This window comes from Achromobacter sp. CF-sbj1-Ac2-l (genome assembly GCF_052698165.1).
In genome coordinates this window covers 2266067-2278039 of the sequence record NZ_CP199855.1, presented here as the reverse complement: position 1 = coordinate 2278039, position 11973 = coordinate 2266067, and the positions used below count along the sequence as shown (strand labels likewise).

Annotated in this window: 9 protein-coding genes; 4 read left to right on the top strand and 5 right to left on the bottom strand. The window is 70.1% G+C overall.

Annotation, left to right across the window (positions count from 1 at the left end):
- Positions 1–190: 190 nt before the first annotated feature.
- Entirely contained in the window at positions 191–1186 is a 996-nt protein-coding gene (locus tag ACUDCK_RS10435; RefSeq protein WP_054504041.1) for a tripartite tricarboxylate transporter substrate binding protein, read from the bottom strand.
- Positions 1187–1406: 220 nt separating this feature from the next.
- Here ACUDCK_RS10435 and ACUDCK_RS10430 point away from each other — a divergent pair, with 220 nt between their 5' ends.
- Positions 1407–3182: an IlvD/Edd family dehydratase gene (locus tag ACUDCK_RS10430; protein WP_175168105.1), complete on the top strand. Its 1776-nt coding sequence runs from the start codon at positions 1407–1409 to the stop codon at positions 3180–3182.
- Between the two features lie 17 nt (positions 3183–3199).
- Positions 3200–3883, top strand: a complete 684-nt coding sequence (locus ACUDCK_RS10425) for a GntR family transcriptional regulator (protein ID WP_059269918.1) — start codon at positions 3200–3202, stop codon at positions 3881–3883.
- 19 nt (positions 3884–3902) lie between these two features.
- Here the strand turns inward: ACUDCK_RS10425 and ACUDCK_RS10420 are convergent, their stop codons facing one another.
- The gene (locus tag ACUDCK_RS10420) at positions 3903–4811 is read right to left on the bottom strand and encodes a LysR family transcriptional regulator (RefSeq protein WP_064528485.1); all 909 of its coding nucleotides are present in this window, start codon (positions 4809–4811) and stop codon (positions 3903–3905) included.
- A gap of 173 nt (positions 4812–4984) precedes the next feature.
- Between ACUDCK_RS10420 and ACUDCK_RS10415 the strand changes: the two genes are divergently transcribed.
- Both ACUDCK_RS10415 and ACUDCK_RS10410 read left to right on the top strand, forming a co-directional pair.
- Positions 4985–5947, top strand: coding sequence for a 3-hydroxyacyl-CoA dehydrogenase family protein (locus tag ACUDCK_RS10415; protein WP_175168104.1), 963 nt, complete (start codon positions 4985–4987; stop codon positions 5945–5947).
- On the top strand, positions 5944–6798 hold the full coding sequence (locus ACUDCK_RS10410) for a BKACE family enzyme (RefSeq protein WP_175168103.1): 855 nt from the start codon (positions 5944–5946) through the stop codon (positions 6796–6798). Before ACUDCK_RS10415 ends, ACUDCK_RS10410 begins: the two co-directional genes overlap by 4 nt.
- 73 nt (positions 6799–6871) lie before the next feature.
- Here the strand turns inward: ACUDCK_RS10410 and ACUDCK_RS10405 are convergent, their stop codons facing one another.
- From ACUDCK_RS10405 to dsrO, 3 genes are read right to left on the bottom strand one after another with little or no spacing between them, the layout of a single operon-like run.
- Complete coding sequence (locus ACUDCK_RS10405; RefSeq protein ID WP_175168102.1) at positions 6872–10060, bottom strand: tetrathionate reductase subunit A; 3189 nt, start codon at positions 10058–10060, stop codon at positions 6872–6874.
- Positions 10061–10097: 37 nt separating this feature from the next.
- Positions 10098–11132, bottom strand: a complete 1035-nt coding sequence (gene nrfD, locus ACUDCK_RS10400) for an NrfD/PsrC family molybdoenzyme membrane anchor subunit (RefSeq protein WP_175168101.1) — start codon at positions 11130–11132, stop codon at positions 10098–10100.
- A gap of 13 nt (positions 11133–11145) precedes the next feature.
- A complete protein-coding gene (gene dsrO, locus ACUDCK_RS10395) occupies positions 11146–11913 on the bottom strand; it encodes a sulfate reduction electron transfer complex DsrMKJOP subunit DsrO (protein WP_175168100.1) in 768 nt (255 codons plus the stop codon).
- Positions 11914–11973: the final 60 nt, after the last annotated feature.

Genomic DNA, 11973 nt, shown 5'->3' with positions numbered 1-11973 from the left:
CTTGGCAACTGTCTTCCCCTGCCCTCATGCGGCGCTACGCCCGTTTCGCGCGAGAAAGGCAGGCTTGGCAAGCGTTGCGCATACGGCGGCGCAGCATGCAAACAATATCGTCGAAAATTTGTGACCATTTCCTGCGCGTGGCGTAAAAGAAGCAACAAGGGGGGACATATGTCCCCCTTGTCCATATCGCTTATTCCGGCTTGACCCCGGCTTCGTCGATGACCTTGGTCCAGCGCGCCAGTTCGGCGGACACGCGGGCGCCGGCATCGGCGGGCGTGGTCCACTCGGCGATGGCGCCCTGGTTCAGCAGCGACGCCTTGACCGTCGGCTTGGCCAGGATCTTCTTGAGCTCGCCGTTCAGACGGTCGATCACCGGCGCCGGCGTGCCGGCCGGCGCCACGATGCCGAACATGGAGCTGACCTCGAAGCCCGGCAGGCCGGCCTCGGCCGCGGTCGGCACGTCCGGCAGCGCCTCGACGCGTTGCGCCGAGGTCACCGCCAGCGCGCGCAGCTTGCCGGCCTTGATGCTGGCCTGCGAGGCCGGCACGGTCTCGATCATGCTGAGCACCTGGCCGCCCATCAGATCGGTCATGGCCGGGCCGCTGCCCTTGTAGGGCACGTGCAGGATATCCACGCCGGCGGTGCGCTTGAACATTTCGCCGGCCAGGTGCTGCGGCGAGCCGTTGCCCGCCGACGCCATGGTGACGTAGCCCGGACGCGCCTTGGCCAGCGCGATCAGTTGCTTCAGGTCATTGGCCTGCACCGACGGGTTGACCACGAACACCAGCGGCACGGTGCCGACGATGGACACCGGCGCGAAGCTCTTTTCCACGTCGTAGGTGACGCGGCCGCGGTACAGCGCCGCGTTGATCGAATGGCTGGTGAGCGCGCCCATCAGCAGCGTGTAGCCGTCGGGCTGGGCCTTGGCGACCTGGTCGGCGCCGATGTTGCCGGCGGCGCCGGCGCGGTTCTCGACGATCACCGACTGGCCCAGCGCGCCGGTCAGTTCCTGCGCCAGCACGCGGCCGATCACGTCGGTGGCGCCCCCGGGCGGGTACGGCACGATCAGGCGGATGGGCTTGTCGGGATAGGCGTCGGCGGCCACGGCGGGCGCCGCGGCCCCGGTACACAAGGCCAACAGGGAAAGCAGCAAGGCGCGGCGGGGCCGCAGACGCAGGTCTGACATGTAGGTCTCCTGCCGGGATGGGTATAGGAATGGAACGGACGCCCGGCTCGTCAACGGCGCCAGTGTAGGAGGCCAATCTTGATTGATTAATCAGAATTTTTCTATCGACTGATCTTTTTATTAGATCAATAAAAATTCCGATGAAAAACGCTTGCCTGGCATTTCCAAGGGTGGATATGATCGCAGCCCTGGATTATCAATAATATTATCGGGAAGAAAAATGACGGACGAGACCAAGGGCGGCAAGCCCGCCAAGGGCCCCTTCGACAGCGACGGCGCGCGCAGCACCGGCGTGGCGCGCGGGCTGACCAACTACGGCGACACCGGCTTTTCGCTGTTCCTGCGCAAGGCCTTCATCAAGGGCGCCGGCCTGTCCGACGACGCGCTGGCGCGTCCCATCATCGGCATCGTCAACACCGGCAGCAGCTACAACCCGTGCCACGGCAACGCGCCGCAACTGATCGAGGCGGTCAAGCGCGGCGTGATGCTGGCCGGCGGCCTGCCGATGGACTTCCCCACCATCTCGGTGCACGAGAGCTTCTCGCAGCCCACCAGCATGTACCTGCGCAACCTCATGTCGATGGACACGGAGGAAATGATCCGCGCCCAGCCGATGGACGCGGTGGTGCTGATCGGCGGTTGCGACAAGACCGTGCCGGCGCAGTTGATGGGCGCTTCGTCCGCCGGCGTGCCCGCGATCCAGTTGGTGACCGGCTCGATGCTGACCGGCTCGCACCGCGGCGAACGGGTCGGCGCCTGCACCGACTGCCGCCGCTACTGGGGCCGCTACCGCGCCGAGGAGATCGACGCGCCCGAGATCGCCGACGTCAACAACCAGTTGGTGGCCAGCGTCGGCACCTGTTCGGTGATGGGCACCGCCAGCACCATGGCCTGCCTGACCGAGGCGATGGGCATGATGGTGTCGGGCGGCGCGTCCGCCCCGGCCGTCACCGCCGACCGCGTGCGCGTGGCCGAGCGCACCGGCGCCACCGCCGTCGCCATGGCGGCCGCGCGCCTGACGCCCGACCGCATCATCACCGGCAAGTCCATCGAGAACGCGCTGCGCGTGCTGCTGGCCATCGGCGGCTCGACCAACGGCATCGTGCACCTGACCGCCATCGCCGGCCGCCTGGGCATCAATATCGACCTGGCCGGGCTCGACCGCATGAGCCGCGAGACGCCCGTGCTGGTGGACCTCAAGCCCTCCGGCCAGCACTACATGGAAGACTTCCACCACGCTGGCGGCATGCTGGCGCTGCTGCGCGAACTGCGCCCGCTGCTGCACCTGGACGCGCTGACGGTGTCGGGCCGCACCCTGGGCGAGGAACTGGACGACGCCCCCGCGCCGTTCGAGCAGGACGTGATCCGCAGCGTCGCCGCGCCGATCTATCCGGTAGGTGGCCTGGCCGTGCTGCGCGGCAACCTGGCACCCGGCGGCGCCATCATCAAGCAGTCGGCCGCCAATCCCAAGCTGATGGAGCATGAAGGCCGCGCCGTGGTGTTCGAGGACGCCGAGGACATGGCCCGCCGCATCGACGACGAGGCGCTCGACGTGACCGCCGACGACGTGCTGGTGCTCAAGCGCATCGGCCCCACCGGCGCGCCCGGCATGCCCGAGGCCGGCTACATGCCGATCCCCAAGAAGCTGGCGCGCGCCGGCGTCAAGGACATGGTGCGGATATCCGACGGCCGCATGAGCGGCACGGCGGCAGGCACCATCGTGCTGCACGTCACCCCGGAGGCCGCGATTGGCGGACCGCTCGCCTACGTGCAAAATGGCGACCGGATCCGCCTGTCGGTGGCGCGGCGCGAAATCGCCCTGCTGGTCGAGGATGCCGAGCTGGCGCGCCGCATGGCGGCCGGCCCGGTCGAGCGTCCGGCGGCCGAGCGCGGCTACCGCAAGCTGTTCCTGCAGACCGTGACGCAGGCCGACCAGGGCGTGGACTTCGACTTCCTGCGCGCCGGCGCCACCCGCGACACCGTGCCCAAGCAATAACGCTTTTCCTCTCGCCCATGAACGCCATCAGCCCCGCCGCCCTCGAACCCCAAGCGCCCGACGCCCTGGCGGCGGCGGTCGCCGCGCTGGAGGAAGACATCGTCTTCGGCCGGCTGCATCCGCGCGAGCGGCTGACCGAGGACGAGCTGATGGCGCGCTTCGACATGAAGCGCCACGCGGTGCGCCAGGTGCTGGTGGAGCTGGAGCTGCTGGGGGTGGTCGAGCGCAAGCGCAACGTCGGCGCGGTGGTGCGGGCTTTCTCGGCGCGCGAGGTGATGGAGCTGTATGCGCTGCGCGAAGTGCTGGAAGTGCATGCCGCCAGCCTGATGCCGCTGCCGGTGCCGCCCGCGCGGCTGGCGGCGTTGACGGCGGTGCAGCGCGAGCACGACGCCGCCGTGGCCGATGGCGACGCGCGCCGCGTGTTCCGCAGCAACCAGCGCTTTCACCGCGAGTTGTTCGGGCTGCTGGACAACGCGGTGCTGGGCCAGGCCATCGAGGAATACGCGCGCCGCACCCACCCGATCCGCTTCGGCTCGCTGGCGGCCGCCAATTACCGCGAACGCGCCCGCCAGGAACACTGGGCCATGATCCACGCCCTGCGCGACGGCGACCGCGCCGCGCTGATGGCGCTGTGCCGCGAGCACCTGCTGCCGTCGCGCGACGCCTACCTGGCGTCGGAACAGGCGCGCCGCGGCGCCTGACACCATACCCGCCGCGACCTCACCGCGCCTCTTCAGCCAGATACTGCCGCAGCATCGCCACCAGCGCCGCGGCCGCCGGCGGCAGGCTGCGGTTGCGCGCCGTCACCAGCCCGATCGAGCGCTCGGCCACCGGACCGATCAGCGGCCGCTGCACGATGCCGTTCTGCGCCACCGCGCCCGCCGCGATCTCGGGCAGCGCCGCCACCCCGAAACCGCACTCCACCATGGCCACGATGGTGGTCAGGTGCTCGGCCTCGAAGGCCGGCGTGAAGCGGATGCGGTTCTGCAGGAAGGCCCATTCGGTGTACTGGCGCACGCTGCTCGGGTGCACCATCGACACGTGCGCCGCGCTGGCCGTGTCGGCCCAGCGCAGCGGCCCCCGGGCGCGCGCCAGCGCATGCCCCTCGGGGATCAGCAGCAGGAAACTGTCGGACATCAAGGGCTGGTAATGCAGGTCGGCGTGCTGCGGATCGGCGGCGGTCAGCGCGAAGTCCACGTCGCCGGCGCGCACCAGGTCGAAGGCTGGCCCCGACAGCGTGTCGCGCACCTTCAGCGCCACCTGCGGATGCGCCTGGCGGTAGGCCATCAACACCCGCGGCAACAGGCGCGCGGCCAGCGACGGCAGCGCCGCCACCGACACCTGGCCATGCTCGGCGCTGGCGATGCCGCTGACCGCGGCGATCGCGTCGCGAAAGGCCACCTGCAGCGCGGCGGCCTGCTGCATGAAGACCTCGCCCGCCGCCGTCAGCCGCACGGTGCGGGTGGTGCGGTCGAACAGCCGCACGCCCAGCGCGTCCTCGATGCGCTGGATCTGCGTCGACAGCGCCGATTGCGACAGGTGCAGTTGCGCCGCCGCCTGGCGGAAGTTGAGGGTGCGGCCCAGCACCAGGGTGGTGTCGATGTCGCGCATCGAAAGATTGATCTGCATGCCGTCCAGCGCCTGGCTCATTGATCCGATTCGTCGATCATTCTATCCAAAAAATCTGATTCATCAATCAAACAAGCTTCTCTACACTCGGCGCCCAATACGGTCATGCGCGCAGACACAAGCGCGGACACAGACGAGAGAAGCAACAGCGGTTTCAGAACAAGGAGCAAACCATGCAGACGGACGCGAAGGCCCTGCCCAATCCGGGCGCGGCGCATGCGGTGGTGGTGGGCGGCGGCACCATGGGCGCCGACGTGGCGGTGGTGCTGACGCGCGCCGCCTGCCGCACCACGGTGATCGAGCCGGACGCGGCGCGCGCGGCCGCCCTGCCGGCGCGCGTGGCCGACAATCTCAGGACCATCGGCCGCGAGGCCCAGGTGGCGCAACTGGCCACGGCGGCCAGCCTGGACCAGGTGGACTGGGCCAGCGTCGACCTGGTGATCGAGTGCGTGCCGGAGCGGCTGGACATCAAGCAGGCGCTGTTCGCCGAGCTGGTGCGCCGCGCCCGGCCCGACACGATCCTGGCGAGCAACAGCTCCAGTTTCCCGATCAGCGCCATCGGCCAGGGCCTGGCCACGCGCGAACGCATGCTGGGCCTGCACTTCTTCATGCCGGCGCACCTGGTGCCGCTGGTCGAAGTGGTGATGGCCGAGACCAGCGACGAGGCCCGCGCCGACGCGCTGATCGCCTTCATGCGCCGCTGCGGCAGTGTGCCGGTGAAGGTGCGCCAGGACCTGCCGGGTTTCCTGGCCAACCGCCTGCAGCACGCGCTGTCGCGCGAGGCCTTCAACCTGATCGACCGCGGCATCGCCTCGCCCGAGGACGTGGACGCGGCGGTGCGCTTCGGCTTCGGCTTCCGCTTCCTGGCGGCCGGGCCGGTGATGCAGCGCGACCACGCCGGCATCGACGTGCACGCGGCGGCCGGCGCGACCATGTACCCGACGTTCTGCAATGACGACCATCCGGCGCGCTGCCTGACCGAGCGCGCCGCCGATGGTCGCCATGGCATGAAGGCGGGCGAAGGCTTCTACGCCTGGACACCGGACACCATCGCCGCCGAACGCGCGCGCTATGACCGCCTGTTGCGCGCGGGCCTGGACCTGATCGCGCCGGAACTGCCGGAGATCCAGCCATGAACGCCGTGGACATCCCCCGCCCTGCCCTGGCCGAGTCGCCCGTCATCGTGACGGTGGCGCCCAACGGCGCCTACAAGAAGGCCGCCGACCACCCGGCCGTGCCGCTGACGGCCGAGGCCCTGGCGCAGGAAGCCCGCGCCTGCCTGGACGCGGGCGCGGCGATGATGCACATGCACGTGCGCAAGCCGGACGGCAGCCATCTGCTGGACGCGCAGGCCTACCGCGATGCGCTGGCGGCGGTGCGCCGCGCGGTCGGCGACGAGCTGCTGGTGCAGGTGACGAGCGAGGCGGCTGGCGTGTACAAGGCGGCCGAGCAGATGGCGCTGGTGCGCGAGCTGCAGCCGGAAGCGGTGTCGATCGGCCTGCGCGAGATCGCGGTGCCGGAGATTGCCGAAGGCGAGCTGGCGGCGTTCCTGGCCTGGGTCGCCGAGCGCCGCATCATGACGCAGATCATTCTGTACGACGAGGGCGACGTGCGGCGCTGGCTGTCGCTGCGGGCGCGCGGGCTGGTGCCGCCGGGCGCGTGGTCGGTGCTGTTCGTGCTGGGACGCTACAGCGTGGGGCAGACCTCGTCGGCCTATGACCTGCTGCCGTTCCTGGCGGCCTACGATCATTCGCTGCCCTGGGCGGTGTGCGCGTTCGGGGCGCAGGAGAACGCCTGCGTGACGACGGCGGCGGCCTTCGGCGGGCATATGCGGGTGGGGTTCGAGAACAATCTGAAGCTGCGGGACGGAAGCATCGCCAGCGGCAATGCCGACCTGGTGCGCCAGGCCGTCGAGGGCGCGCGCGCGCTGGGACGGCCGTTGGCGGACGCGGCGCAGGCGCGCCGGATCTACGGCGCGATTGCCTGACGCCAGGACAAGCCCCCGGGGCGGTGGCGCGCCAAACACCCCGGCTGGCCCTGTCAGCCCGGCCGGGCTCGCCCTAGGCACGCTCGATGCGCGCCGGCAACCCCTGCCGCACCGCCGCGCCCGAGACCCAGTCGATCCAGACGTTGGCGTGCTCGCCGCGCGTCGCATCGCCGAAGCCCAGGTCGTTCAGGTTCACGCCGGCCGCCAGCGCCGGATCGTGCGGCATCGGCTTGCCATCGATCAGGTGGGCGCGCGCGCCCAGTTCGGTGTGGCCATAGCCGTGCTCGACGCCGACCGCGCCCGGCTGGATGCCGTCGCGCAGCAGCGCCAGGCCGGTCACCGACCCGCCCGGCGTGACGATGCGCACCCGATCGCCGTTGCGCAGGCCCAGCCGCTCGCCGTCCTGCCGGTTGATCGACACCGGATTGTGCGGATGCACCTGGCGCAGCCGGTCCACGCCGATGGACATCGAACTCATCAGGTTGGACTTGAACGAACTCAACAGGAACGGCCAGTCGGCGCGTGGATACTGCTGGCGCACGTCGCGCCCGTCGGCCAGCCGCGCCGGATACCAGGTGGGGCAGCCGCTGTAGCGCTCGCCGGTCATGGCATGGCGAAAGCCCGCCAGTTCCTCGCTCCATATCTGCAAGGGCTTGGCCCAGGCCTGGCGGGTCTGGCCGGCGTCGCTCCAGGCGTCGCGCACGCGGTCGAAACGCCCGCCCCGGCTCATCACCATCGCCACGCGGCGCCACTCCTCGGGCTTGAGCTTGCCCTGCAGCGCGTCGCGATAGCGCGCCACGCCGGTCAGTTCAAGATCGTCGTCGCTGGCCTCGGGCACCGGCCGCCCGGCGCCGAAGGCGATGTTGGCGATGCCGCGCAGGAAGAAGTCCTCGGCCGTGTCCAACGGATAGCGGTTGCCGTCCGCATCGGCGATGGCGTTGGCGCCAAAGCCCGGCATGCCGATGCGCTTGGCGCAGGCGATCAGGAACGACTCCAGGCACACCGGCGCGCCGTCGGCGCTGCGCGCCACGCGGGGTTGGACCGCCGGCCAGCGCACCGTCGACGCCTTGGCCACCACGTCGGCCCACGGCGCCGACACGCCCCAGCTTTCGTAGGTGACGGTATCGGGCACGATGTAGTCGGCCAGCGCGTTGGTCTCGTTGATGAACGGATTGATCGACACCGCCAGCGGCAGGATCTTCGGGTCCTTCAGCTTGTCCAGCAGCACGTTCCTGAACCCGGCAATGCCGTAGACCGGGTTGCTCATGTGATTGAACCAGACCTTGGCGCGGTACGGGTAGCCGGCCAGCGCCGACGCCAGCATCTCGGAACTGAGGCCGCCGGTGGCCGGGTACCAGGGCGCGGCGGCCGGATAGACCGGCTGGCCGGCGGCCTGCTTGCGCTTGAACTCGCTCGACTTCTCGTAGGGAAAGCGGTTGCGCGACAGGGCCACGCCCTTGGGCGTGGCTCGGTTGGCGAAGCCCGCGATGTTGTAGCGCGGCCCCGCGCCATAGGGCGGGAAAGGGCCGGCGTCCAGCACCAGGCCGCCCTCGACGTTGAGGTTGCCCACCAGCGTGTTGAGCATGGCGATGGCGTAGGCGGTGTAGAAGCCCGCGCCGCTCATGGTGCCGCCGTGCGCATCCGCCACCGCGCGCTTGCCGTGGCTGGTGAAGCGCTCGGCCAGTTCGGCGATCTTGGCCGCCGGCACGCCGCACAGCGCGGCGTATTCGTCCAGCGACTTGCGCTGCGCCTCCTGGCGCAGCAGCGACAGCGCGCTGCACACGCGCAGCGCGGCCGGCGCGCCCGCCAGGCCCGGCGCCGCCACCGCCTCGTCAACGAACAGCGTGGCCGGCGTGGCGCCGGTATGCGGGGCCAGCGTGCCGTCCTCCAGCCGCACCACGTACACGTCCTCCCACTTTTCACCCGCATCGGCCGGCCTGGCCCAGTCCAGGTCGGCGCCGCGCAGGAAAGTGCCCTGGCGCGCATGCCCTGGCTCGGCGATCACCAGGTGCGTGGCATTGGTCCACGCCGCCTCGCCCGCCGCCTTCATGGCCGCCGGGCCGGGCTGCGCCAGCGCGCGCGCATCGAAGCGCTCGTTGTCGAGAATCCAGCGGATCAGGCCCATCGCCAGCGCCAGGTCGCTGGCCGGATTGACCGGCACCCATTCATTGCCCGATCCCGCCGACAGGCTGGAGGACGCGGGTAGCATCGGCGCCACCACCACATAGGTGAAGCTGGCCTCCTCGGGCCGGGTGCGGGCCTCGGCCAGTTGGCGCGCCTGGCGCTGGAACGGGTTGCCGGCCTGCGCCGGCGCCGCGCCGATGAACAGGCCGAAGCGGGCGTTGTCCCAATCCGGCTTGCCGTGCGGCATGCCCTTCAGGTCGCCCAGCGCCGCGCCCGCGCCGACGCGGAAGCTCTGGCCACAATAGGAACCGTGGTTGCTGAAGTTGACGGTGCCGAACGACTGGCCGGCAAAGCGCTGGATGAGCGGCGTGCGGCCTTCGTTGGACGCGTCGGTGAACAGGAACTGGTTGACCTTGGCCCCGTACTCCGGGTTGGCCGGATCCAGCGGCGTGTCGCGGTCGAAGATGGCGCGCAGGCCATCCACGTGGCCCTCGCCGAACAGGTCGCCGCCTTCGCACACCTCCTGCACCAACTGCTCGAAGGAAATCGTCTGCCACTTGCCTTCGCCGCGGCCGCCGACGCGCTTGAGCGGTTGCAGCACGCGGTACGGGCTATGCAACTGCTCCAGCATGGCCGAGCCGCGCGCACAGGACGTGGCGCGCCCTTCCAGGCCGTTGTCGCCGCCCAGTTGCGCGTAGGTCTCGCGCACCGGCGCGTCCATCGCGGCCGGGCGCGTGGTGGCCAGCGGATGATACGGGTTGCCGGCCACCCGCAGGATGCGGTTGGCCTTGGTATCGACGCGCAGCCGCACGCCGCACTGCGTCCAGCAGCCCAGGCAACTGGAGGGGCTGACGGTCTGGCCCGGCTGGGTCGACAGCAGGCCCGTGACCGGGTCGATGCGGAATTCCGGCGTCAGCGAGTTGCCGCGCACGGCGTGCGCGGTGGGCACGCCGGCAGTGCCTTGCGCCAGGCCCTTGACGGCCTTGCCAACGGTTTCGCCGTAGCCGGCCGCGAACGCGGCCAGGCCGCCGGCGACCACGCCGCCGCGCGCGATCAGCTTGCGGCGCGCGGCGTTGTCGGGTTGATCGGGTCCGTCGGCGTGGGCGTCGGGCGTGTCGTCTCGGTGTTGCTTGTCCATGGTCATCTCGATGCGAATTCTTGTCGGGGCCGGCGGCTCAGGCCGCCAGGCCGCGGGTGCGGGCCGGGAACCGTTCCAGCGCATAGGTCACGGCGGCCATCAGCGCGGTGCACAGGCCCAGCACGCCGATCATGCCGAGCAGGCCGTCGCTGCCCCAGGGCATGTCGTACAGGTACAGGCCGGCGCCATACTTGGGCACGCCCTGCACGCTCATGAACACGACCCAGCGGAAGATCCAGGCGGCGGCCAGCATGGTCAGCGCCAGCACGGCCGACGGCAAGGGCGCCGCCAGGGTGCGCGGCGCGCGCTGCAACAGCGCGATCATGCAGAACGCGGTGGCCACGGCGCCGGCCAGGCTGGCGCGCCATACCGGGAACTCGCCGAACAGGCGCAACGCGGCCTCGAACGACGGGTCCGCGCCCAGCAGTCCCAGCAGGATCCACGCGCCCACGCCAATGGCCATCATCACCACCGCCGTCACGCTCAGGCGGCGCAACAGGTCGACCGGCAGCGCCTTCAGGCCGCCGGGCAGCCAGCGGCCCACCAGGAACATCGCCCCCAACGCGCCCAGCCACGCGGTCAGCGCGAAGTTCAGCGGCAGGAACGGCGTGTGCCACAGCGGACGGGCGCGCAGCACCATCACCTCGGCGCCGGTGTAGACCAGGATCGACACCGCCGACAGCGCCAGCGCGATGCCCAGCAGCCGTACCCAGACCATGCGCCCCCACCACCAGGCGGCGCAGAACAGCACGGCCAGCCCGGTGAAGACCGGCAGCAGCAGCGCCCCCAGCCACATCCACGACCACGGCGTCAGCCGGGTATAGAAATGCCAGAAGCGGCCCGGCTGGTGCAGGTCGGCCAGCAGCGACACGGGCGCGGCGATGGCGCACACCAGCAGCACGGTCACGGCCGCCGGCAGCAAGCGGCGGGCCGGCGAGCCGGCCTCGCCAAACGCGGCGCCGGCCGCCGTCAACGCGGCAGTGGCGGCGATGCCGATAAGAAAGAAATACTGCACCGCCCACGGCAGCCAGGCGGCGTCATAAACGGGCGTCAGCAATTCGGTGATCTGCATGCGCGTCCCCTTCTCAATGGCCGCCGGCCAGGCGCACGCCGGCCTGGCCGTCAATGTGGTGCACGAAGGCATCGGGCAGGCCGATGTAATAGACGTGCGGGTCGGTCTTCATCTCCGGCTTGAGCACCTTGATGTCGGCGCGATGCTCGGCCATCAGCCGCGAAATGGCGCTGTCCGGATCGTTCAGGTCGCCGATGACACGGGCGCCGCCCACGCAGCTTTCGACGCAGGCCGGCAGCAGGCCGGCTTCGAGCCGGTGCTCGCAGAAGGTGCACTTGTCGGCGGTCTGGGTGTCGTGGTTGATGAAACGGGCGTCGTACGGACAGGCCTGCACGCAATAGCCGCAGCCGACGCAGCGCTGGTTGTCGACCAGCACGATGCCGTCCTCGCGCTGGAACGTGGCCTGCACCGGACACACCGGCACACAGGGCGGGTTGTCGCAGTGGTTGCACAGGCGCGGCAGCATCACCATGGCGCAGGGGCCGCCATTGTCGGCCTGGACTTCGTATTGCAGGACGGTGGTGCGGAACTGACCGACGGGCGGCAGGTTTTCCAGCGAACAACTGACCGTACAGGACTGGCAGCCGATGCATTTGCGCAGGTCGACCAGCATGCCGTAGCGCTTGCCAGGGATGCCGGGACGACGAGGGGGTTGCTGGTTGATGCCGGTGCCGGCTTCGGCACGGATGGGGATGATGGTGGCCGCGGCGCTCAGGCCGAGCAGGTTCTTCAGGAAACCACGTTTGCCCGGGAGGGGGACTTCGGGTGGGGGGTGAGGCACAGACTTCTCCGCGAATTATGTCGTTGTGCCATTAACTTATCGCTTTTAGTTATATAGAGA

Bases quoted from the DNA above. Each gene is read 5' to 3' on its own strand.
- ACUDCK_RS10435 (WP_054504041.1), bottom strand. From the start codon at position 1,186: ATGTCAGACCTGCGTCTGCGGCCCCGCCGCGCCTTGCTGCTTTCCCTG.
- ACUDCK_RS10430 (WP_175168105.1), top strand. From the start codon at position 1,407: ATGACGGACGAGACCAAGGGCGGCAAGCCCGCCAAGGGCCCCTTCGAC.
- ACUDCK_RS10425 (WP_059269918.1), top strand. From the start codon at position 3,200: ATGAACGCCATCAGCCCCGCCGCCCTCGAACCCCAAGCGCCCGACGCC.
- ACUDCK_RS10420 (WP_064528485.1), bottom strand. From the start codon at position 4,811: ATGCAGATCAATCTTTCGATGCGCGACATCGACACCACCCTGGTGCTG.
- ACUDCK_RS10415 (WP_175168104.1), top strand. From the start codon at position 4,985: ATGCAGACGGACGCGAAGGCCCTGCCCAATCCGGGCGCGGCGCATGCG.
- ACUDCK_RS10410 (WP_175168103.1), top strand. From the start codon at position 5,944: ATGAACGCCGTGGACATCCCCCGCCCTGCCCTGGCCGAGTCGCCCGTC.
- ACUDCK_RS10405 (WP_175168102.1), bottom strand. From the start codon at position 10,060: ATGGACAAGCAACACCGAGACGACACGCCCGACGCCCACGCCGACGGA.
- nrfD (WP_175168101.1), bottom strand. From the start codon at position 11,132: ATGCAGATCACCGAATTGCTGACGCCCGTTTATGACGCCGCCTGGCTG.